The 21855-nt window shown below is 68.7% G+C and carries 18 protein-coding genes and 1 pseudogene; 9 read left to right on the top strand and 10 right to left on the bottom strand.

Translation table 11 applies throughout. The features are described 5' to 3' along the window. Positions 1-183: 183 nt before the first annotated feature. From YWY_RS20835 to YWY_RS20825, 5 genes and pseudogenes are all read right to left on the bottom strand, one after another. Positions 184-1656 (bottom strand): annotated as a pseudogene (locus YWY_RS20835) (ABC transporter ATP-binding protein); the annotation flags it as partial. Between the two features lie 272 nt (positions 1657-1928). Beyond that, the gene (locus YWY_RS23170) at positions 1929-2795 is read right to left on the bottom strand and encodes a hypothetical protein (protein ID WP_156899144.1); all 867 of its coding nucleotides are present in this window, start codon (positions 2793-2795) and stop codon (positions 1929-1931) included. 20 nt (positions 2796-2815) lie between these two features. Further along, positions 2816-3721: a L,D-transpeptidase gene (locus YWY_RS0107725; RefSeq protein WP_051310027.1), complete on the bottom strand. Its 906-nt coding sequence runs from the start codon at positions 3719-3721 to the stop codon at positions 2816-2818. 430 nt (positions 3722-4151) lie between these two features. Next, positions 4152-6977, bottom strand: a complete 2826-nt coding sequence (gene acnA / locus YWY_RS0107720) for an aconitate hydratase AcnA (protein WP_028847143.1) — start codon at positions 6975-6977, stop codon at positions 4152-4154. Between the two features lie 151 nt (positions 6978-7128). After that, a complete protein-coding gene (locus YWY_RS20825) occupies positions 7129-7728 on the bottom strand; it encodes a hypothetical protein (protein ID WP_211227496.1) in 600 nt (199 codons plus the stop codon). Positions 7729-7813: 85 nt separating this feature from the next. Between YWY_RS20825 and YWY_RS0107710 the strand changes: the two genes are divergently transcribed. The 6 genes from YWY_RS0107710 to YWY_RS0107685 all read left to right on the top strand — a co-directional run bounded on the left by YWY_RS0107710 (position 7814) and on the right by YWY_RS0107685 (position 13133). After that, positions 7814-8734 (top strand): alpha/beta fold hydrolase, encoded by a 921-nt coding sequence (locus YWY_RS0107710; RefSeq protein WP_051310025.1) that lies wholly within the window; start codon positions 7814-7816, stop codon positions 8732-8734. 61 nt (positions 8735-8795) lie between these two features. Beyond that, positions 8796-9125 carry a cupin domain-containing protein gene (locus YWY_RS0107705; protein ID WP_028847141.1) on the top strand — a complete coding sequence of 110 codons (330 nt, stop codon included), beginning with the start codon at positions 8796-8798 and terminating at the stop codon, positions 9123-9125. Positions 9126-9217: 92 nt separating this feature from the next. Then, complete coding sequence (locus YWY_RS0107700) at positions 9218-9676, top strand: PaaI family thioesterase (RefSeq protein WP_038044778.1); 459 nt, start codon at positions 9218-9220, stop codon at positions 9674-9676. Positions 9677-9780: 104 nt separating this feature from the next. Continuing rightward, positions 9781-10386 (top strand): superoxide dismutase family protein, encoded by a 606-nt coding sequence (locus YWY_RS0107695; RefSeq protein WP_028847139.1) that lies wholly within the window; start codon positions 9781-9783, stop codon positions 10384-10386. Between the two features lie 160 nt (positions 10387-10546). Then, positions 10547-11377, top strand: a complete 831-nt coding sequence (gene menB / locus YWY_RS0107690) for a 1,4-dihydroxy-2-naphthoyl-CoA synthase (RefSeq protein WP_028847138.1) — start codon at positions 10547-10549, stop codon at positions 11375-11377. Between the two features lie 334 nt (positions 11378-11711). Further along, positions 11712-13133, top strand: coding sequence for a gamma-aminobutyraldehyde dehydrogenase (locus tag YWY_RS0107685; RefSeq protein WP_245566605.1), 1422 nt, complete (start codon positions 11712-11714; stop codon positions 13131-13133). Here YWY_RS0107685 and YWY_RS0107680 read toward each other — a convergent pair. Genes YWY_RS0107680 through YWY_RS0107660 form a run of 5 tightly spaced genes read right to left on the bottom strand, consistent with a single transcriptional unit; the run spans position 13130 to position 18401 of the window. Continuing rightward, complete coding sequence (locus YWY_RS0107680; RefSeq protein WP_028847136.1) at positions 13130-14335, bottom strand: saccharopine dehydrogenase family protein; 1206 nt, start codon at positions 14333-14335, stop codon at positions 13130-13132. The genes YWY_RS0107685 and YWY_RS0107680 overlap by 4 nt on opposite strands. Further along, the gene (locus YWY_RS0107675) at positions 14332-15147 is read right to left on the bottom strand and encodes an ABC transporter permease (RefSeq protein ID WP_028847135.1); all 816 of its coding nucleotides are present in this window, start codon (positions 15145-15147) and stop codon (positions 14332-14334) included. The genes YWY_RS0107680 and YWY_RS0107675 overlap by 4 nt, the downstream gene beginning before the upstream one ends. Further along, entirely contained in the window at positions 15148-16068 is a 921-nt protein-coding gene (locus YWY_RS0107670; RefSeq protein WP_028847134.1) for an ABC transporter permease, read from the bottom strand. Next, the gene (locus YWY_RS0107665; RefSeq protein WP_028847133.1) at positions 16065-17204 is read right to left on the bottom strand and encodes an ABC transporter ATP-binding protein; all 1140 of its coding nucleotides are present in this window, start codon (positions 17202-17204) and stop codon (positions 16065-16067) included. The genes YWY_RS0107670 and YWY_RS0107665 overlap by 4 nt, the downstream gene beginning before the upstream one ends. A 6-nt stretch (positions 17205-17210) precedes the next feature. Next, the gene (locus tag YWY_RS0107660; RefSeq protein WP_038044777.1) at positions 17211-18401 is read right to left on the bottom strand and encodes an ABC transporter substrate-binding protein; all 1191 of its coding nucleotides are present in this window, start codon (positions 18399-18401) and stop codon (positions 17211-17213) included. 161 nt (positions 18402-18562) lie between these two features. Here YWY_RS0107660 and YWY_RS0107655 point away from each other — a divergent pair, with 161 nt between their 5' ends. From YWY_RS0107655 to YWY_RS0107645, 3 genes are all read left to right on the top strand, one after another. Then, a complete protein-coding gene (locus YWY_RS0107655) occupies positions 18563-19057 on the top strand; it encodes an Lrp/AsnC family transcriptional regulator (RefSeq protein ID WP_028847131.1) in 495 nt (164 codons plus the stop codon). Between the two features lie 78 nt (positions 19058-19135). Next, complete coding sequence (locus tag YWY_RS0107650) at positions 19136-20488, top strand: aspartate aminotransferase family protein (RefSeq protein WP_038044776.1); 1353 nt, start codon at positions 19136-19138, stop codon at positions 20486-20488. Then, complete coding sequence (locus YWY_RS0107645) at positions 20485-21849, top strand: NAD(P)/FAD-dependent oxidoreductase (protein ID WP_038044775.1); 1365 nt, start codon at positions 20485-20487, stop codon at positions 21847-21849. Before YWY_RS0107650 ends, YWY_RS0107645 begins: the two co-directional genes overlap by 4 nt. Positions 21850-21855 lie beyond the last annotated feature (6 nt).

Genomic DNA, 21855 nt, shown 5'->3' with positions numbered 1-21855 from the left:
CAGCAGGTCGTCGTGGGTGCCGGACGCGGCCAGCCGCCCGTGGTCGACGACCAGGATGGTGTCGGCGTGGCGGACAGTCGTGAGCCGATGGGTGACGATCAGCACCGCGCAGTCGTCCGGCAGCTGGTCCAGCGCCGCCACGACAAGACGCTCGTTGACGGTGTCCAGGCTGGCGGTGGGTTCGTCGAGCAGCAGCAACGACGGGCGCGCCAGCAGTGCGCGGGCGATGGCCAAGCGCTGGCGTTCCCCGCCGGACATCCGCGCACCGTGCTCGCCGAGCTGGGTGTCCAGACCATGTGGCAGGTTCGCCACGAACTCGTGCAGGTTGGCTTGCCGGAACGCTCGCCACATCGCGTCGTCGGAGGCTCCCGGCGCGGCGAGCGCCAGGTTGTCCCGCACGGTGCCGTGCAGCACCGGGGCGTCCTGTTCGACCAGCCCGGTCATGGCCCGGCATTGGGCGCGGGTGAGTTCGGTGGCCGGCCTGCCGAGGAACTCGATCCGTCCGCTGTCGGGGTCGCGGAACCGGCAGATCAACGCCAGGATCGTGGACTTGCCCGCGCCGGACGGGCCGACGACGGCCGTGCGACTGCCGGGCGGCAGCGCGAAGCTGATTCCGCGCAGGGCCGGGCGCCCGTCGTAGGAGAAGTGGACGTCGTCGAATCGCAGCACTGCGGGGGGCGGGGCGGCCGAGTCGGCAATCCGGGTGATGGCCGGTACCGCGGGCTCGACCGGTTCGGTCGGCAGGTGGAGCGCATCGTCGACACGCTGCAACGCGCCGAGCGCGCGTTTGGCGACGGTGATGCCCTCGAGCATGGTGCCCAAGGGAACGACCAGGTAGACGGCGTACAGCAGCAGGGCGACGAGGTCGCCCAAGGGCAGGTCGCCGGACGCGACGCGCGTACCACCGATCACCAGGACCACCAAAAACGACCCGGTCGCGGCCAGCTGCGCGGCCGGGGTGGCCGTCGCGCTCAGCCGGGCGCCGCGGATCCCGGCCGCGTACGCTTTCTGCGCCGACCGCCCGATCCGGTCCGTCTCGGCGTCCTCGGCGCGGTGGATGCGAATGGTCCGCAATGCGGACAGGCCGCGTTCGAGGTCGGCGGCGAACGTGCCCACGGCGTTCTGGGCTTGCTCCCCGGCCTGCCGGATGCGGTCGAGGACCAGCCCCACTCCACCGGCCGCGACGACGAACACGATCACGACCACCATGAACACGACGGGGTCGAGGAGCAGCATCAGCACCGTCGCGCCGCACACCGTGGCCGCACCGATGACGATGTCGACCACGGTGCGGGTGGCGGTGTCGCGGAGTACGGTGGTGTCGTTGCCCGCTCGGGAGATCAAGTCCCCGATCCGGTGCCGGTCGAGCACGTCGATGCGGATGCGCAGCAACCTGTGCACGAGTCGCCGCCGCAGGCCGAGCCCGACGTCTTCGCCGATGCGCTCCAGCAGGTAACGGCCGGTCGTGTCGAGAAGGATTTGCGCGACGAACAGGGCGGCGAGTGCCAGCGCGAACCCGCTGACCGGCTGTCCGGCGCGCACACCGTCGATGACCGCTCCGGCCAGCATCGGCTGAGCCAGGCCCAGAGCGGACGCGGTGAGCGCCAACAGTGCGGCGACGACGGTAGTACCCCGGTACGGGCGGAGCAGCCGCATCAGGTCCAGCAGGCCGACCTGACGGGTGGATTCGTCACCCGCAAAGCCGTCCGCGCATCGGGTGGACGTCTCGTCGGACGTCATGCCGCAGCTCCGCCGTGGTCCGACTCCCGGAGCGGTTCCGGATCAGCGGACATCGTCGAGCAGCACATCCCCCAGAGCGAATCCATAGGCGGCAGTATGCCCGGATTCGGCGCCGTCCACCGCAGAGATGCAGCAGGCCCACCCACCGGTGCGGTGGGCGGGCCTGCGAGGTGTGGTGGAGTGAGCGGTCAGCCGGTCACCGGAAGCTTGGTGGTCACCGGGGCCGGCTTGGTCGCGGTCGGCGGGGTCTGGTCGTCCTCGTCGCCGTCGTCGACATCGGTGACCCCGCACGTGGCGTTGCCGAGCTTGATCACCTGGGTGCCGTCCAGCAGGTTGAGCTCGAGGCCGGTCACGCTGAACGAGCCGTCCTCGTCGTCAGCCACCTGCTTGTTGATGGTCAGCTGCAGCAACGGGTTCTCCGGCAGGCCGACGTTCTCCGGCGCCTCCGGCAGCTCGATCTTGTGGCCGAGCAGCTTCACGTCGGCGATCTTCAGGCCGCCCTGGTCGCCGTCGCAGTAGACCTCGACCAGACCGAGCTCCAGCACGGACAGCCTGCCCTTGATCACGTCGCAGAGCGGCTTCGGGTCGAGCTTCTTGGTGAGCTCGACGACCAGGTCGGTCAGCGGGTTCTTCGGCAGCTTCTCCGGCAACTTGGGCTTCGATGCGTCGCACGGCTTGGCCAGCAACCCGCGAAGCTGGTCGACGGCCTTCTGCAGGTCCTTGAGGTTCTTCGGCAGCTGGACATTTGCAGGCAGCACGCTGACGTCCGCCAGCTTCACCGACGCCTGGCCGTCACCCGCGGAGACCTTGGCGACCGCCACGTTCAGCAGTGGGTTCTCGGGCAGCTCGACGAGCGAATCGGTCTTGGTCGATCCGTCGGAGGACTCCACGTAGGGGATCGGCTCGATCTCGAGGACGCCCTCGGCGGCGACGCCGTAGGCCGACGATGTGCTGGTCTCGGCGAAACCGACGGTCGTACCGGCCACGAGGGCTACGACCGCGGCGGCCGCCCCAACGGCAGCGGCGCCGGCAGCGGCGATCGCGCGTCGTTTCATGGATTCCTTCTCCTTTTCGATCATTGCTCGTCCACCAGCACGAGGGTGCCGAGTGGAACTTCCTGGAGCTTGCGCAACGCGTCCTGTGGCACACGGATACAGCCGTGGCTGGTCGCGGTTCCGATGACGTCGTCGGTTGGCCAGGTGTGGATCGCCACCGTGCCTGGCCCGCCGCCGAACGTGTCGAGTGTGTCGCTGTGGGTGCCCAGCGGCAGGATCACCGGCGAGTAGTTCTGGCTGGGGTCGACCATGGAGCCCAGCAGGAACGTCCGGCCGGTCGGGGTCGGGGTCGCCGGCGCACCGATGCCGATGTCCCACTGGCCGATCACCTCCGGGCGCTTGCCCGGCTTGTCGGCTTCCAGCAGCTCCAGCCGCATCGACTTCAGATGCACGGCGATCAGGTAGGGGGTGTAGGCGCGTTCCACCTGGTTCGCGCGCAGCCACCCGGTGGAGCCGTTGGGCTTGGACGGCAGCAGCACGTGCACCCAGCCGTTGCGCTCGCCGATCACCGGCAGCCAGGTGTCGCCGATCTGCTTGGGCCCGATCTTGCCGATGGGCTTGCCGTTCGGCCGCTGGTGGATGGTGATCATCGAGCGCGGGTGCACGATGATGCCCTCGGTCCTGGCCTGCGGGTCCGGGTCCGGCATGGTGCCGGTCAACCGGGTGTGCGTGGTCGACTCGATCAGCGCGGCCGGCTTGGCCGTGCCTGCCTGCTTGCTGGGCTTGGGCGCCGGGGACGGCTTCTCGGCGTCGGCCGCCACCGGCAGCGACGGGGCTTCGGCAGGGGAGTCGGGCGGGGTGGACAGCCACATGATCCCGACGACACCCACGACGACGACCAGGACGCCGGCCAGCGCGGACAGCAGGTTGGCGCGCAGCGACGTCGGACGTGCCGTCTTGGTGCGAGCAGACGCGTGCTTGGCCATCGGTTCCTTCGTAGTGATGCGGTTGTCGGTGGATCACCGGGCGGGGACCACGTCTCCGGTGATGTCCGTCGAGCCCTCTCGTAAGGAACAAACGTCGCAAACGGCTGAAGGTCACGGACGGAACCGGATCATATGAGGGGCCCCTGCGCGGGATGATCCGGACACGCAGAACAAAAAGGGACAACCTGGCCAGTCTGCTGTGTGCAATCCGTGCAGGTCAGGACACTGATGAGTGACACACCGGTGCCTGACCGGCGATCGCAGCGACCCTCGGCCGGGCGCTGGGAGACCCCCGAGCACCCGGAGAACTTCACTCTTACGTGTGACACGCGCGATGGGGAGTCGCGCTCCGGCGGCGCGATCCGGGCAGAGAAAAAGCTCGCCGGCGCCCAGCCAGTGGGCACCGGCGAGCCGGTCAGGGATCGGACAGTCAGTTCCGGATCATCTTCCGCAGCACGTACTGCAGGATGCCGCCGTTGCGGTAGTAGTCGGCCTCGCCGGGCGTGTCGATCCGCACCACGGCGTCGAACTCGACCTTCTCGCCGGACTCCTTGGTGGCGGTCACGTGCACCGTCCGCGGGGTCCTGCCCTCGTTCAGCTCGGTCAGGCCCGTGATGTCGTAGACCTCGGTGCCGTCCAGGCCGAGCGAGTCGGCCGACTCGCCCTCCGGGAACTGCAGCGGGACGACACCCATGCCGATCAGGTTCGACCGGTGGATCCGCTCGAACGACTCGCAGATGACCGCCCGCACGCCGAGCAGCCGGGTGCCCTTGGCCGCCCAGTCGCGCGACGACCCGGAGCCGTATTCCTTGCCGCCGAGCACCACCAGCGGGATGTTCTGCTTGGCGTAGTTCTGGGCGGCGTCGTAGATGAACGTCTGCGGGTGACCCTCCTGGGTGAAGTCGAGCGTGTAGCCGCCCTGCGGGCCGTTGCCGCTCGGGTCCAGCAGCAGGTTGCGCAGCCGGATGTTGGCGAACGTGCCGCGGATCATCACCTCGTGGTTGCCGCGCCGCGAGCCGTAGGAGTTGAAGTCCTTGCGCTCGATGCCGTGCTCCATCAGGTAGCGCCCGGCGGGCGAGTCCTGCTTGATGGCACCGGCCGGGGAGATGTGGTCGGTGGTCACCGAGTCGCCCAGCTTGACCAGCACCCGGGCGCCGGTGATGTCCTGCACCGGCTCCGGCTCCAGCGTCATGCCCTCGAAATACGGGGGCTTGCGCACGTAGGTGGACTCCGGGTCCCAGGAGAACGTCTTGCCGGTCGGAGTCGGCAACGACTTCCAGCGCTCACCGCCGTCGAACACGTCGGCGTAGTCCTTGGTGAACATCTCCTTGGTGATCGACGAGTCGATGGTCTGCTGGATCTCCTGCGGGCTCGGCCAGATGTCCCGCAGGTAGACCTCGTTGCCGTCGTCGTCGACCCCCAGCGGCTGGTTCTCGAAGTCGAAGTCCATCGTGCCGGCCAGTGCGTAGGCGATCACCAGCGGCGGCGAGGCCAGGTAGTTCATCTTCACGTCGGGGTTGATCCGGCCCTCGAAGTTGCGGTTGCCGGACAGCACCGACACCACCGACAGGTCGTGCTCCTGGATCGCCGCGGAGATCTCCTCGGGCAGCGGGCCGGAGTTGCCGATGCAGGTGGTGCAGCCGTAGCCGACCAGGTGGAATCCGAGCTTCTCCAGGTACGGCCACAGGCCGGCCTTCTCGTAGTAGTCGCTGACCACCTGCGAGCCGGGCGCCATCGACGTCTTCACCCACGGCTTGACCGACAGGCCCTTCTGCACCGCGTTGCGGGCCAGCAGCGCCGCGCCGAGCATGACCGACGGGTTCGAGGTGTTGGTGCACGAGGTGATGGACGCGATCACCACGGCGCCGTGGTCGAGCTCGAACTCGCCCCGCTCCTCGGAGACCACCTTCACCGGCTTGGAGATCCGGCCGGTGGCGCCGTTGGCCGCCGACAGCACCTTCGGCGCCTCGGCGTCGTCGTTGGCGGTGGACGGCGCGATCGGGTCGCTGGCCGGGAACGACTCCTCGGATGCCTCGTCCATCGACGTGTGCGGGGTCGCCGCGCCGTCACCGACGTAGTCGCGCAGCGCGGTGCGGAACGCCGTCTTGGCCTGACTCAGCTCGATGCGGTCCTGCGGCCGCTTCGGGCCGGCGATGGACGGCACCACGGTGGACAGGTCCAGCTCGATGTACTCGGAGTACTCCGGCTCCCGGTTCGGGTCGTGCCACAGGCCCTGCTCCTTGGCGTAGGCCTCGACCAGCGCCACTTGCTCGTCGGAGCGGCCGGTCAGCCTCAGGTACCGGAGGGTTTCGTCGTCGATCGGGAAGATCGCCGCGGTGGAGCCGAACTCCGGGCTCATGTTGCCGATCGTGGCCCGGTTGGCCAGTGGCACCTCGCTGACGCTCTCGCCGTAGAACTCGACGAACTTGCCCACCACGCCGTGCTTGCGCAGCATCTGGGTGATGGTCAGCACCACGTCGGTGGCGGTCACGCCGGACGGGATCTCACCGGTGAGCTTGAAGCCGACCACGCGCGGGATGAGCATGGAGACCGGCTGGCCGAGCATGGCGGCTTCCGCCTCGATCCCGCCGACGCCCCAGCCGAGCACGCCGAGACCGTTGACCATCGTGGTGTGCGAGTCGGTGCCCACGCACGAGTCGGGGTAGGCCTGGCCGTTGCGGGCCATCACCACGCGGGCCAGGTACTCGATGTTGACCTGGTGCACGATGCCGGTGCCCGGCGGGACGACCTTGAACTCGTCGAAGGCGTTCTGGCCCCAGCGCAGGAACTGGTAGCGCTCGCGGTTGCGCTCGTACTCGATCTCGACGTTGCGCTCGAACGCGTCCGGGCGGCCGAACACGTCGATGATCACCGAGTGGTCGATGACCAGTTCGGCGGGGGCGAGCGGGTTGACCTTGTCCGGGTCGCCGCCCAGCTCGGCCACCGCCTCGCGCATCGTGGCCAGGTCGACCACGCACGGCACGCCGGTGAAGTCCTGCATGATCACCCGGGCCGGGGTGAACTGGATCTCCACCGACGGCTCGGCCTTGGGGTCCCAGGTGCCCAGCGCGCGAATGTGGTCGGCGGTGATGTTCGCGCCGTCCTCGGTGCGCAGCAGGGCTTCCAGCAGGATCTTCAGGCTGTACGGAAGTCGCTCCGACCCCTCGACCTTGTCCAGGCGGAAGATCTCGTAGGAATTCTCGCCGACCCGGAGGGTGTCACGGGCGCCGAAGCTGTCGATGCTGGACGGGGTCACAGGGTTCTCGGTGCTCACGGGCGATCTCCGTTGCGAATTCTGCGTGGCGGGTAGGTGCGTTCGGGTGGTGCGAGTCTTGCGCACCGGTGCCGGGGAGGCCAACTCGGGTCGTGCCCGGCACCTCAAACAGTACACTCGTACTGTTTGACCTTCAACGTGGGTCCGCGGCGCGTCGCGCATCGGCCGGCGATCCTCGCCGGTTGCCCGGTCGATGATCCGTTCTGCCCTCGCCGATGGCGGTGCCCGCCGGCTCGCTCCTCGGGTTCCCCGGTTGCTGCGCGGCTATTCCGCTTACCTGTTTCCGTGTACGGCGGAGGCGGTCGCGGATGGAGCCGGGCGTGACTCCGCCGTCGGGATGGCGGACGAGCTTGCCGCGCCGGATCAGGTCGTGCACGCCCTGGCGGCTGATCCCCAGCATGGCGCCCGCAACGGGGTAGGAGACGCGCTCGGCAGTCGGGTGGCCGACGCGCCATGCGGTGACCTGCCCCATGGGTGTGCGCCACCAGCTGGCCGGAGGGTCGAAGGGTTCGTCGCTGGGATAGAGGGTGGCGACCAGTCGCATGATCAGGTCGACCGCGGTGTCGTCGCGTGCGTGCACCATGTCGCGCGCCCATGCCTCGGCTCGAGCGTGCACCAGTGAGCGGATGGGTGCCAGCGTCTCGGTGTCCTGGAGCAGGACTTCCAGCGGATCGATGCAGCGCGCGTTCACCAGCGTGACGAGCTGGTCGCGAAGTTCGTCCTCGAGGGCCACCGACGACCTCCGTGTACTTGACGCAGTTTGTCAAGTAATCATAAGGTCAGGGCGCTTGACAGGACTCGTCAAGTAGGAGGGTGACGTGATCGACGAGCTGACCGTCCCCGGAACGCCGGAACTCGTCGTCGCTGACTTCGGCGGACGCCCGGACGGGCCCGCGGTGGTACTGCTGCACGGGTTCGGTGGCAATTGTCTTCATTGGGCCGGATTCCATTGGGCCGGATTCGCGCCGCTGCTGACCGACCGGTGTCGCGTGTTCGCCATGGACCTGCGAGGGCACGGCCGGTCGGGCGACGGTGCGTGGCGCTGGGACGCGCTGGTGGGCGACGTGCGGCGGGTGGTGGAGCACCTGGGCTTGCCCCGGCCGGTCGTCGTCGGTCACTCGCTCGGCGGCTTCGTCGCGACGATGTGGGCGGAGCAGCATCCAGAGTGCCGCGCGCTGGTGAACCTCGACGGCCTCCGGCCGGTGGAGACCGGCTTGCCGAACTACGTCGGTGGAGACCCGGAGGTGATCCGGCGTCAGCGTGCCGAGCTGAGTGCCGTCTTCGCCGCGCGGGAGAAGGCCGAGGCCGGGGCGGTCGACGACGATCGGTATGCGTCTCTGCGGGAGCAGTACCGGCAGCTCGGTGGTGACGCGGCCGTCGCAGAGCTCGCACGCAATGTCGTCGAGCACGACGGCTCGCGATACGTACGGCCCGCTGCGGAAATCGTCCGCGCATTCCGTGTTCAGCTGCGGGAACTCGACATCTTCCCGGTGCTTGCCGCGGTGAAGTCTCCCGCCTTGGTCTGCACGGCGACGCGGCCGATGCCGGGAGCGGAACGATTCGCCGACTTGCTCGATGCGCACCGTCGCGGTGTCGATCGGGATCTCGCGGCCGCCCGGCAGGCCAACCCCGGGCTACGTGTGAAGCACGTCCCGGCCAGCCACAACATGATCTACGAGCGGCCCAGGGCGATCGCCGCGCTGATCCGCGACTTTCTCGGTGAGACCGGCGCCGAGTAGCCTGCAGTTGTCGCGGAAGGCGGTTCGACCTGGTCGGACCCGGTGGAACGGGGTGCAGGCGATGAGTGCGAACACGGTCGACCTCCAGCAGCTAGCCGATGCACTGCTCGCCGAAGCCGCGGAGAACCATGCCGGACGGGCCGCCCGCACGATCGTCACCGGGGCAGCGCAGCGAGCAACCGTGATCGCGCTGCGTGAGGGCACCGCGATGGCCGAGCACGACTCGCCCCCGGCCGCCACGCTGCAGGTCCTCACCGGCCGGGCCCGGCTGCACACCGCGGGCGAGGAGTGGACGCTTCAGGCGGGGGAGCTGGTCGCGATCCCTCCGCAGCGACACGGCCTGCAGGCGCTGACCGACGTCGCCGTCCTGCTGACGGTCGCCTTGCGCTGAAAGACCGCCTGAGTGCGCGTCCAGGCGTCGTCGCTGATCCGATTGCGTGCGGAATGATCACCATGTGACCGATTTCGGTCACCATGAGGGGTATGGCCCTGACCACGGATCAGCTCTGGCGCTTCGCGCAGTCGGTCTTCGACGCGCAGCCGTTCACCAGGTTCCTCGGTGCCGAACTCGTCGACGTCGGACCGGGGCAGGTCACCATCGGCCTGCGGATGCGACCCGAGTTCAAACAACAGCACGGCTTCGCGCACGGCGGGCTCATCAGCTATCTGGCCGACAACGCCCTCACGTTCGCCGGTGGGCTGGCGCTGCGGACCGACGCGCTGACCGCCGAGCTCAAGATCAACTACGCCAAGCCGGCCACCGGGGACTATCTCGTCGCCAGGGCCGAGGCCGCGCTGTCGACGCTGCGCCAGGCGGTGTGCCGCTGTTCGATCTTCTCCCGGGTGGACGAGGGTGCGGCCGACCCGGAGGAACGGCTGGTCGCCCTGGCCCAGGGGACGATCGTGGCGGTCTCCAACGGCGGGCGCACCGATCAACGCTGACCGGCCGGGTCATTCACTCGATAGTGGTGTCGAGGCCGGGTTTGCCGAGTGAACGGGTGAGACGTGATGGAGAAGGACGTCGGAGATCGGGTAGAACGCCACCCGTGAGGAAGATCAACGCGCTATTGACAGGCACCGCCTTGGTGGCGGTGCTCTCCGCATGCGGTGAGGAGGCACCGGACGCGGCGTCGGAGCCGTCGCAGCGCCAGGACTCCGCCAAGCTCACAACCTTGCACGGCGAGGGCGAGTTCACCGACTACCGGCCGGGCACGCAAGCCAGCGCGATCCGCTATGACAAGAAGCTGGTGCCCTCCGGTGCCGAAGCGGAAGTCACGCTGACCGCCGACAGCTCGGGTGTGCGGGTGGAGCTCGAAGTCTCCGGCCTGCTGCCGAACCGTGAGTACGGCGCGCACGTCCACGTGAAGGAGTGCGGACCCACGGGTGACGACGCGGGCCCGCATTTCCAGCACGAGGAGGACCCAAAGCAGCCCTCGGTCGACCCGAAGTACGCCAACCCGGAGAACGAGATCTGGCTCGACTTCACCACCGACGACGAGGGGGAGGCGGAGCAGGAAGCATCGGTGACGTTCACTCTGGGGGATCGCCGCCCTGGCTCGGTGGTGATCCACGAGCATCACACGCATACCGGTGAGGGCGAAGCGGGCAAGGCGGGGGATCGCCTGGCCTGCATCACGCTCGCCGAGCACTGACGGGTGACCGAGGACACTGCCGAGCCGGCGGGCACCCGCGCCGCGGCTCGGCACGCTGACCTGGGTGGTTCGATGCCCGGCACCGGCCGCAGCGGGCCGCGCCGCGTGCGATGGCCAGGCCACCTGTCGGGTGACAGTGGCCAGGGACGATGATCGTGCCATGACCGATGACAGCACGTGGCGTTCCCGCGGTGAGTGGGAGGACATTCGCTACGAGACCACCGACGACGGGATCGCGAAGATCACCATTGACCGGCCGGAGGTGCACAATGCGTTCCGGCCGCAGACGCTGATCGAGATCGACCGGGCATTGACCCTGGCTCGGGAGGACGAGTCGATCGGAGTCATCATTCTCACCGGCGCCGGTGGGCGGGCGTTCTGTTCCGGCGGTGACCAGCGGGTGCGGGGCGACAGCGGATACAAGCTGGACGAGCAGTCGACCGGGCGCTTCCACGTCACGGACCTGCACGTGGCGATGCGCCGCTGCCCGAAACCCATCGTGGCGATGGTCGCCGGGTACGCCATCGGCGGTGGCCACGTGCTGCATCTGGTGTGCGATTTGACCATCGCGGCCGACAACGCGATCTTCGGGCAGGTCGGGCCGAAGGTCGGCTCGTTCGACGGCGGCTACGGCGCGAGCATCCTGCGCGACCTGGTCGGCCCGAAGAAGGCCAAGGAGATCTGGTTCCTCTGCCGCCAGTACGACGCCGAGCAGGCCCTGCAGATGGGGCTGGTCAACGCCGTCGTGCCGCTGGAACGGCTGGAGGAGGAAACGCTGAAGTGGTGCCGGGAGATGCTGGCGCTGTCCCCGCGGGCGCTACGCATGGCCAAGATGAGCTTCCACGCGCACGAGGACGGCTACGCCGGCATCCAGCAGCTGGCGCACGAAGCCAACCTGCTGTTCTACGGCACCGAAGAGGCCAAGGAAGGCCGTGAGGCGTTCAAGCAGAAGCGCACCCCGGATTTCACCAGGTTCCCCAGGCTTCCGTAAAGCGGTGCCGGACTGTTTCCGGGGGCGGCGCTCGAAGTCGCGGTGAGCGCAATCCGGTGCGCCCGCGCGAAGGCCGGGCGGCCCGGCCGCGTTGGCTGCTGCCGACCGGCACGCGTTGCCCGGTGAGCCGATCCTTGCCGGCCATGGCCGTCTGACGGTCGGTCAGGTCCGCTGTGCCTGTGAAGGCGAGGCCGCTGACCGCGTGACCGTGACCGGCGCGCTCGCTGGCGACGAATTCAGTTGCATGGCAGCTTGAATGTCACTGATGCAGTGGTCATCATGGCATGTAACGAATGTAGTCGTCAGGGAGCTGGTCGGATTGAACGAGAAGACGATCCTGCGCAACTTCGTCGCGGGCACCTACACCGATCCGGCCGGCGGCGCCTATGCGGATCTGGTCGATCCGAGCACCGGGGAGGTCTTCGCCGCCGCCCCGCTGTCCGGGCAGGAGGACGTCGACCGGGCGGCGCGGGCTGCTGCGGACGCCTTCGAGACCTGGCGGGACGTCGAGCCACGGCAGCGGCAGCTGGCGATGCTGCGGTTCGCCGACGCACTCGAGGCCCGGGCCGACGACCTGCTGGACGCCGAGTGCCGCAACACGGGCAAACCGCGGCAGCTGACCGCCGAGGAGGAGCTGGTGCCCGCGGTCGACCATTTCCGGTTCTTCGCCGGGGCCGCACGCATCCTCGAGGGACGGTCGGCAGGCGAGTACCTGGCCGGGCACACCAGCTACGTCCGGCGCGAGCCGATCGGGGTGTGCGCCCAGGTCACGCCGTGGAACTACCCGTTGATGATGGCGGTGTGGAAGATCGCCCCCGCACTGGCGGCCGGGAACACCGTGGTGCTCAAGCCGTCCGACACCACCCCGGTCTCGACCTTGCTGATGGCCGAGATCGCCGCCGAGTTCTTCCCGCCCGGCGTCCTCAACGTCATCTGCGGTGACCGGGACACCGGACGAGCGCTGGTGGCGCACCGGATCCCGCGCATGGTGTCGATCACCGGCTCGGTGCGCGGCGGTCGGGAAGTCGCCGCGGCAGCGGCCGCGGACCTGAAGAAGGTGCACCTCGAGCTGGGCGGGAAAGCCCCGGTGGTGGTGTTCGACGACGCCGACGTCGCCATCGCGGCGGACGCCATCGCGGTCGCCGGCTTCTTCAACGCCGGCCAGGACTGCACCGCCGCGACCCGGGTACTCGCCGGTCCCGGCTGTCACGACGACCTGGTCGACGCGCTCGCCGAGCAGGCCCGCGGGACCCGCACCGGCCCGCCGTCGGACGGCGACGTGCTCTACGGGCCACTGAACAACGCCCATCAGCTCCAGCGGGTGACGGGATTCGTCGAGCGGCTGCCGGAGCACGCCACCGTGCACACCGGCGGCACGCGGGTGGGGGAGCGGGGCTATTTCTACGCGCCCACGGTCGTTTCCGGCCTGAAGCAAAACGACGAGGCGATCCAGAACGAGATCTTCGGCCCGGTCATCACCGTGCAGCGCTTCGGTGACGAGGACGAGGCGGTCCGCTGGGCCAACGACGTGGACTACGGTCTGTCCGCATCGGTGTGGACCAAGGACCACGGTCGCGCCATGCGGATGACGCGGCGGCTGGACTTCGGCTGCGTCTGGGTCAACACCCACATCCCGTTCATCTCGGAGATGCCGCACGGCGGCTTCAAGCACTCCGGGTACGGCAAGGACCTGTCGGTGTACAGCCTGGAGGACTACACCCGGGTCAAGCACGTGATGCACAACCTGGACGGCTAGCCCCAGCGCACGCCCCACGGCGAGCCGTACTCGGTGAGCAGGTCGAGGAACGGCACCGGGTCGAACGCCTCGGGGCCGAGCACGCCGCAATCCGACCACGCGCCCGAGGTCAGCAACTCCAGCGCCACGACGGGGTTGATCGCGGTCTGCCACGCGACGGCCTGATGGCCGTACTCGCGCATCGACCACTCGTTGTCGACCACGTGGTAGAGGTAGGTCTCCCTGGTCTTGCCCGCGCCGTCCTGGCCGCGTACCCACGTGCCCGCGCACGTCTTGCCGGTCATTTTCGGGCCGAGCGTGGCCGGGTCGGGCAGGCAGGCCGCGACGACGTCACGCGGCGACACCCGGGCACCGCCGACGTCGACCGGCGTCGTGCGGTCCAGGCCCAGCTTGTGCAGGGTCTGCAGCACGTCGATGAACTCGCTGCCGAGCCCGTACTTGAACGTCACCCGGTTGGCCCGCACCCACCGCGGGATCAACAGGACTTCCTCGTGTTCGACGTTGACGCACTCGACGGGACCGATGCCTTCCGGGAAGTCGAAGACCTCCGGTTCGGAGAACGGTTCGGTGGTGTACCAGCCGCGCTCGTGCTCGTAGATCACCGGCGGATTCAGGCACTCCTCGATGGTGGTCCAGATGGAGAACGTCGGCGCGAACGCATGTCCCCGCGCCACCAGATTCGCCCCGTCCCGCACACCGATCTCGTCGACGGCGGCGAACAAGTGGTCGGCGGCGTAGCGTGCGAAGACGTCCGACATGCCCGGCTCCACGCCTATCCCGACCAGGGCCAGCCGTCCCGCCTCCTCCCAGGCCGCCGCTGCGGCGAACTGGTGATCGCCGAGCTTGACCCCGGTGCGACTGTACGGCTGCTCCGGGTGCGGGGTGGACAGCGACATGGCCATGTCGAGGTAGTCGGCGCCGGCTGTCAACGCGCCGTCGAACACCGGCATGGTGAATCGCGGGTCGACCGCGTTCAGCACGTGGGTGATGTCGTGCGCCCGGCACAGCTGCGCGACGTCGGCGGCGGAGGAGGCGTCGACGGTCGTGGCGGTGAACCGGTCGTCGGACACCGCCGCCACCGCGTGCTTGGCGCGATCGATGGAGTGGTCCGCGGCCACGAACGCCTCGAAGAACGAACGCCGTGCGGCGATGGCGGCGACGGCCGATCCGACGCTGCCCGTGCCGATCATCAGGATTCTCATGCTGCCGCCCTGAGTGCTTTGGCTTGCCGACGCGACCGCAGCTGGACCAGCGCGACGATCACGAAGGCGACGAGGAACACCGCGGTGCCGACCACGTTCACCTCGCGCGGGATGCCGCGCTGGGCCGAGCCCCACACGAACATCGGGAACGTGACGCTGGTGCCCGAGTTGAAGTTGGTGATGATGAAGTCGTCGAACGACAGCGACAGCGACAGCAGCGCCGCGGCCGCGATGCCCGGCATCACCAGTGGCAGGGTCACCTTGCGAAAGGTCGCCCATTCCGTGGCGTAGAGGTCCATGGCGGCTTCCTGCAAGTGCGGGTCGAGCCCGGCCAGGCGGGCCTTCACTGTCACCACCACGAACGACAGGCAGAACATGATGTGCGCGACGACCACGGTCCAGAAGCCGAGTGGGACCTGCAGCGTGACGAACAGCGCGAGCAGCGAGGAGCCCATGACGACTTCCGGGGTGGCCATCGGCAGGAAGATCAGCACGTTCGCGGCGCCACGGCCGCGGAAGCGGTGGCGCGCCATGGCGAACGCCATCAGCGTGCCGAGGACGACCGCCACGAGCGTGGCCAGCAGGGCGATGCCGATGCTCAACCGCAACGCCTCGCCCAGCCCGGCGGTGCCGAACGGGTGCAGCCAGTAGTCCAGCGTCCAGTCGTCGGACAGGTCGTAGGAGAGGCGGTTCGTCGGCCGGTTCAGCGACAGCAGGAAGACGAACACGATGGGCAGGAACAGGTAGCCGAGGACGAGGATGCCCACGGCCATCACCCAGTGGTCGGCGACCCAGCGCCAGAAGCGGGACACTCAGACCACCTCCTCGGAGCCCGCCCTGCGGACGTAGGCGAACACCATGATCAAGATCGTGGCCATCAGCAGGAACGACAGCGCCGCCGCGAGCGGGTAGTCCAGCCGGACCAAGAACGACGAGTCGATGACGTTGCCGATCATGTACTGGTTCGGGGTGCCGAGCAGTTCGGCGTTGATGTAGTCGCCCGCGGCCGGGATGAAGGTCAGCAGGGTGCCTGCGACGACGCCCGGCATGGACAGCGGCAGCGTGACCTTGCGGAAGGTCTGCACCGGAGTGGCATACAGGTCGCGTGATGCCTCCAGCAGGCGCCCGTCGAGCCGTTCGAGGCTGGCATACAGCGGCAGGACCATGAACGGCAGGAAGTTGTAGACCAGGCCGCAGATCACCGCGGCCGGTGTGGCCAGCAGCCGGAAGTCGTCCCCGATCAGCGGCAGGCCGCGGAGGAATTCGACCAGGGCGCCGTTGTCGGACAGGATCGATTTCCAGGCCAGGGTCCGCACCAGGAACGTGGTGAAGAACGGCGCGATGACGCAGACCAGCATGAGGTTGCGCCACCGGCCCGCCTTCTGGGCGATGGCGTAGGCCAGCGGATAGCCGATGACGAGGCAGATCACCGTGGCGATGCCTGCGTAGACGGCGGACCGCAGCAGGTGCGGCCAGTAGGCCTGGATCGCGTCGAGGTAGTTGGAGAAGGCGAAGCCCTGCTGGTACCCGGTCTCCAGGCTCCCCGACCTGTCGTACAGGCTGGTGCCGGCGAGCTGAACGGACGGCAGCACGAAGAACAGCAGCAGCCACAGCCCGCCCGGCAACAGCAGCAGGTACGGCGACCAGCGGCGACGGTTGCGCGCGACCGGCGCGGCCTCGGGAGGTGTGCCTGGGGCGGCACCACCCGAAGCCGTGCCGATCAGGGCGGTCATGGTGCCACGCCCAGCGGATCGGCCGCGTACTGCGGAGCGGGCTGCTCGCCGTGCCCGTCCGGGCGTTGCAGCACGAACGAGTGCGACGGGTACCAGTGCACGACGACTTCGGTGCCGGGGGTGAGCGGTTCGCCTGCCGACTGGTTCGCCGAGAACACCGACATCTCCTGGCCCCACGGTGTCTTCAGCAGGTACTCGGTGCTCACGCCCGCGTAGCAGGTGTCGGTGAGCACACCGCGCACCCAGTTGTGATCGGCCGGGGGTTGCTGTCCGGGCTCGGTGAGCCGGACCTTCTCCGGGCGCACGCCGAGCCAGACGTGCCCCGCCGTGGCGCGGGCCCGCGCGGCAGGCGCGGCGAACCGTTCGCCGTAGGCACTCAGCTGGAGGTCGTCGCCGGACTTGCCGACCACTTCCGCCGCGAACAGGTTCGACTGGCCGAGGAAGTTCGACACGAACGGCGAGGCGGGGAACTCGTAGATCTCCGTCGGCGGGCCCAGTTGCTCGATCCGCCCGGCGTTCATCACCGCGACGGTGTCCGCCATCCACATGGCTTCTTCCTGGTCGTGCGTGACGTGCAGGAAGGTGATGCCGACCTCGGTCTGGATGCGCTTGAGTTCGATCTGCATCTGCCTGCGCAGCTTCAGATCGAGTGCGCCGAGCGGTTCGTCGAGCAGCAGCACCTGGGGCTGGTTGACCAGCGCCCTGGCCAGCGCGACCCGTTGCTGCTGGCCACCGGACAGTTCGGCAGGCTTGCGGTCGGCGAAGCCGCCCAGCTGCACCAGGTCGAGCATGTCACCGACCTGGGCCGCCACGTCCTTCATGCCGCGCCGGCGCAGCCCGAAGGCCACGTTGTCCCGCACCGACATGTGCGGGAACAGCGCGTAGTTCTGGAACACCGTGTTGACCGGGCGTTTGTACGGGCGCAGCCCGGTCAGTTCCTGCTCGCCCAGCCAGATCGATCCCGACGTCGGTTCCTCCAGGCCCGCCACCGTGCGCAGGGTGGTCGTCTTCCCGCAGCCGGAAGCGCCCAGCAGCGCGAAGAAGCTGCCCTGCGGCACGGTCACGCTGAGGTCGTCGACCGCGGTGAACGTGCCGAACCGCTTGGTGACGTCGTTCAGCACCAGATCGCTCGCCATGGTTCGTCACGCTCCGATCACCTGCTGGAACTGCTCTTCGTAGAGGCGTTCCTCCGCCTCGTTCAGCGGCATGAAGACCTTCGAGCCGGCCAGCACCTGCTCGTCCGGGAAGATCAGCGGGTTCTCCGCCAGCTCGGGGTCGATCTTCGCCATCTCCTCCTGGGCGCCCTTGACCGGGCAGATGTAGTTGACCCAGGCGGCCAGCTCGGCGGCGACGGCGGGCTCGTAGTAGAAGTTCATGAACTTCTCGGCGTTGCGCTGGTGCGTCGCCTCGTTGGGCACCTGCATGTTGTCCGACCACAGCATCACGCCGGCGTCCGGCGGCACGAACCGCACCTTCTCGTCCTCGAAGTTGAGCTGGATGACGTCGCCCGACCACGCCACACAGGCGGCGATGTCTCCCTTGGCCAGTTCCTGGGCGTAGTCGTTGCCGGTGAACCGCCGCACGTGCCCGTTGTCCACCGCGGCCTGCAGCTTGTCGAGCGCCCGGGTGAACTCCTGCTCGGTGAAGTTCGACGGGTCGGACCCTTGATCGAGCAGCAGCAGGCCCATCGTGTCGCGCATCTCCGACAGGCAGGTGACCTTGCCCCGCAGGTCGGGCCGGGTGAGCAGCTCGTCCATGGAACGGACCTCGGAGGTGACGTTGCCGTTGTAGGCGATCCCGGACAGGCCGGTCTGCCACGGCACCGCGTACTTGTTGTCGCTGTCCCAAGGTCTGTCGCGCAGCGAGTCGAGCAGGTTAGCCGTGACGTTCGGCAGCGCGCCGGGATTCAGCGGCTGCACCCAGCCGAGCCGGACCAGGCGGGCGGCCATCCAGTCGGTGAGCACGACGATGTCGCGGTCGATCGGCTGGCACGCCGACAGCTGGTTGCGCACCTTGCCGAAGAACTCGTTGTTGTCGTTGATGTCCTCCTGGTAGGACACCGAGATGCCGGTGCGCTCGGTGAACAGCTCCAGCGTCGGCCGGATCGACTCGTCGTCCTCGGACACGTCGATGTACAGCGGCCAGTTGGACACTACCAGCCTGCGATCGCTGCCGGACCGGTCCGGCGCGCGGCATTCGGCCGGATCACGCCTGGTGCCCGGCATGCCGCAGCCGGCGAACACGCCGGTGGCGGCCAGCGCGCCCGCGGCTGCGGCGCCCCGGAGTACGGTTCGGCGGGACGCGCCGGATCTCCCCGAGGACAGCAGTGACATCACCGCGCCCGCCTCGGGGCCTCGGGGGAGATCCCGGAGCGTTGCCAGGCCCGCATGACGACGATATTGACACGATGGATGGACTCCAACAAGGGATTCCGTTGTAACGGTCGTGATACGCAACGAAATACGGCATGCTGTGGGGTGGGAAGGAGGCCGACATGACGAGATCGGCGGCGGAGCGCCGGCTGGTGGTGCACGAGGGTGCGCACGCCCTGCTCGACGAGGCGGGCAAGAAGATCATCGAGCAGCTGCAACAGGACGGCAGGCGGCCGTACGCCACCATCGGGCGCGCGGTCGGCCTGTCCGAAGCGGCGGTCCGCCAGCGCGTCCAGCGCATGATCGACGCCGGAATCATGCAGATCGTGGCCGTGACCGACCCGATGCAGCTCGGGTTCGCCAGGCAGGCGATGGTCGGCGTGCGGGTCTCCGGAGACCTGGAGGAGACCGCGGACAAGCTGGCCGAGCTCGCCGAGGTCGACTACGTGGTGATCACCGCCGGATCGTTCGACCTGCTCGTGGAGGTGGTGGCCCGCAACGACGACCACCTGCTGGAGATCATCAAGCGGATCCGCGCGGTGGACGGGGTGGTCACCACCGAGGCGTTCACCTACCTCAAGCTGCGCAAGCAGACCTACACCTGGGGCACGGCCTGACACGGAATCCGTAGCAAATCAGGGTGTGAGATTTCGATATCTCTTGTAAAGGCGCCTGATTTGTGCGATAACCGTTGCATGTCCGGCAATCTGTGGATGCACTTCACACGGATGTCGGCGTATGCGCACGAGCCGGTCCCGACGATCGCTCGCGGCGAGGGCGCCTACATCTACGACACCGACGGCAGGCGCTACCTGGACGGCCTGTCCGGATTGTTCGTCGTCCAGGCCGGGCACGGCCGGGAAGAGCTCGCCGAGGCCGCCGCCAAGCAGGCCCGCGAGCTCGCCTTCTTCCCGATCTGGTCCTACGCGCACCCGAAGGCCCTGGAGCTGTCCGAGCGGCTGGCGTCGCTGGCTCCGGGGGAGCTGAACCAGGTCTTCTTCACCACCACCGGGTCGGAAGCGGTGGAAAGCGCGTGGAAGCTGGCGCGCTCGTACTTCAAGCTGATCGGCAGGCCGGGCAAGCACAAGGTCGTCTCCCGGGCGATCGCCTACCACGGCACGTCGATGGGGGCGCTGTCCATCACCGGCCTGCCGAACCTGAAACAGGAGTTCGAGCCGCTGGTTCCCAGTACCGTCCGGGTGCCGAACACCAACATCTACCGGGCCCCGCAGGGTACGGCGGGGCCGGACGGGGACGACGCGGAGGCGTTCGGCCGATGGGCGGCCGACCGCATCGAGGAAGCCATCGAGTTCGAAGGGCCGGAGACGGTCGCGGCGGTGTATCTCGAGCCGGTGCAGAACGCGGGTGGCTGCTTCCCGCCGCCGCCGGGATACTTCCAGCGCGTCCGGGAGATCTGCGATCGGCACGACGTGCTGCTGGTGTCCGACGAAGTGATCTGCGCCTTCGGCAGGCTCGGCGAGTACTTCGGCGCGATCAGGTACGGCTACCAGCCCGACATCATCACCTGCGCCAAGGGCATGACCAGTGGATACGTGCCGCTCGGCGCGATGATCGTGAGCGAGAAGCTGGCCGAGCCGTTCCGGCACGGCACCAACTGGTTCGCGCACGGCGCCACGTTCGGCGGGCACCCGGTGGCGTCCGCCGTTGCCCTGGCGAACCTCGATCTGTTCGCCAGGGAAGACCTCAACGCGCACGTACGAGCCAACACCGACCTGTTCCGCTCGTATCTGGAGCGGTTGTACGACTTGCCGATCGTCGGAGACGTGCGCGGCGACGGGTACTTCTTCGGCATCGAACTGGTGAAGGACAAGAACACCCGCGAGACGTTCGACGAGGACGAGTCGGAGAGCCTGCTGCGCGGGTTCCTGTCGAAGGCGCTCTACGAGAACGGCCTGTACTGCCGTGCCGACGACCGCGGCGATCCGGTGGTACAGCTGGCGCCGCCGCTCATCTGCGAGGAACCGCATTTCGCGGAAATGGAGCAGATCCTCCGGACGGTGTTGTCGGAGGCCTGGAGCCGCTTGTGAGCGGCCAGGGGCCGATCAGCTACTGGCTGTCGACGGCAGACCTGACACCGCGCGCGGCACTCCCGGGCAGCACGGACGCCGATGTCGTCGTCATCGGCGCCGGATTCACCGGGCTGTGGACCGCCTACTACCTCGCCGCAGCGGACCCCGGGCTGCGCATCGTCGTCCTCGAGGCGCAAGTGGCCGGCTACGGGGCCAGCGGACGCAACGGCGGCTGGTGCTCGGCACTCTTCCCGGCATCGCCGGCCGCGGTCGCGCGCAAGCACGGCGTGGCCCGGGCGAGCGCCCTGGTGGCGGCCATGCGGGACACGATCGACGAGATCGGCCGGGTCGCGACGGCAGAAGGTGTCGACTGCGACTACGCCAAGGGCGGCACGGTGGTCCTGGCCCGATCGGCAGTGCAAGAAGCGCGCGGACGAGCGGTCGTGGACGCCGAGGCTCCTTTCGGCACCGGGCTGGCGTGGCTGGCAGCGCCGGAGGCGTCTGCTCTGTGCAACGCAACGCGAGTGCGCGGCGGGACCTACACACCGCACTGTGCGGCGATACACCCCGGGAAGCTGGTGCGCGGCCTGGCCGACGCGGTGGAACGGCTTGGCGTGACCATTCGCGAACAGACTCGTGTGCTGCGGCTGCAGCCGGGACGCGTCGAGACGGAAGCGGGCAGCGTGCGCGCCGAGGTGATCGTGCGCGCGACCGAGGGCTACACCGCCGGGTTGCCCGGTCACCGTCGTCTGCTGGTCCCGCTGTACTCGCTGATGGCGGTGACCGAGCCGTTGCCGGCGTCCTTCTGGGCGCATGCCGGTCTCGCGCGCCGGGAGACGTTCTCCGACTTCCGTCGCATGATCATCTACGGCCAGCGGACCGCGGACGACCGGCTGGCATTCGGCGGGCGTGGCGCGCCCTATCACTACGGCTCGCAGGTGGCGCCCGCATTCGGCCAGGACACGCGCGTCCACACCGCGATCGACCGGACGCTGGTGGATCTGTTCCCGGCGTTGGGCCCGCGGCCGCCGGTGACGCACAGGTGGGGCGGACCACTCGGTGTTCCGCGCGACTGGACGGCGTCGGTGGGACTGGACCGCTCGACCGGGCTGGCGTGGGGCGGGGGATACGTCGGTGACGGTGTCGCGACTGCGAACCTCGCCGGACGGACGCTCGCCGACCTGATCAGCGGGCGGGATTCAGCACGGGCCCGGCTGCCTTGGGTCGGTCATCGGTGGCCGCAGTGGGAACCCGAACCGCTGCGCTGGCTGGCGATCAACGCCGGCCTGCGCCTGGCCGAGTTCGCCGATGCCCGGGAAACCAGGACGGGGCGCGTGTTCCGGCCCGCTGCGGTGCTCGGCCACCTCACCGGCGAATAGCGCACG

The sequence above is a fragment of the Thermocrispum agreste DSM 44070 genome, from assembly GCF_000427905.1.
Classification (GTDB): domain Bacteria; phylum Actinomycetota; class Actinomycetes; order Mycobacteriales; family Pseudonocardiaceae; genus Thermocrispum; species Thermocrispum agreste.
Note: the sequence above shows the minus strand (reverse complement) of the source record. Positions and strands in the feature narration are given on the sequence as shown.

Bases quoted from the DNA above. Each gene is read 5' to 3' on its own strand.
- YWY_RS23170 (WP_156899144.1), bottom strand. From the start codon at position 2,795: ATGAAACGACGCGCGATCGCCGCTGCCGGCGCCGCTGCCGTTGGGGCG.
- YWY_RS0107725 (WP_051310027.1), bottom strand. From the start codon at position 3,721: ATGGCCAAGCACGCGTCTGCTCGCACCAAGACGGCACGTCCGACGTCG.
- YWY_RS0107705 (WP_028847141.1), top strand. From the start codon at position 8,796: ATGAGTGCGAACACGGTCGACCTCCAGCAGCTAGCCGATGCACTGCTC.
- YWY_RS0107700 (WP_038044778.1), top strand. From the start codon at position 9,218: ATGGCCCTGACCACGGATCAGCTCTGGCGCTTCGCGCAGTCGGTCTTC.
- menB (WP_028847138.1), top strand. From the start codon at position 10,547: ATGACCGATGACAGCACGTGGCGTTCCCGCGGTGAGTGGGAGGACATT.
- YWY_RS0107680 (WP_028847136.1), bottom strand. From the start codon at position 14,335: ATGAGAATCCTGATGATCGGCACGGGCAGCGTCGGATCGGCCGTCGCC.
- YWY_RS0107670 (WP_028847134.1), bottom strand. From the start codon at position 16,068: ATGACCGCCCTGATCGGCACGGCTTCGGGTGGTGCCGCCCCAGGCACA.
- YWY_RS0107665 (WP_028847133.1), bottom strand. From the start codon at position 17,204: ATGGCGAGCGATCTGGTGCTGAACGACGTCACCAAGCGGTTCGGCACG.
- YWY_RS0107660 (WP_038044777.1), bottom strand. From the start codon at position 18,401: ATGTCACTGCTGTCCTCGGGGAGATCCGGCGCGTCCCGCCGAACCGTA.
- YWY_RS0107655 (WP_028847131.1), top strand. From the start codon at position 18,563: ATGACGAGATCGGCGGCGGAGCGCCGGCTGGTGGTGCACGAGGGTGCG.
- YWY_RS0107650 (WP_038044776.1), top strand. From the start codon at position 19,136: ATGTCCGGCAATCTGTGGATGCACTTCACACGGATGTCGGCGTATGCG.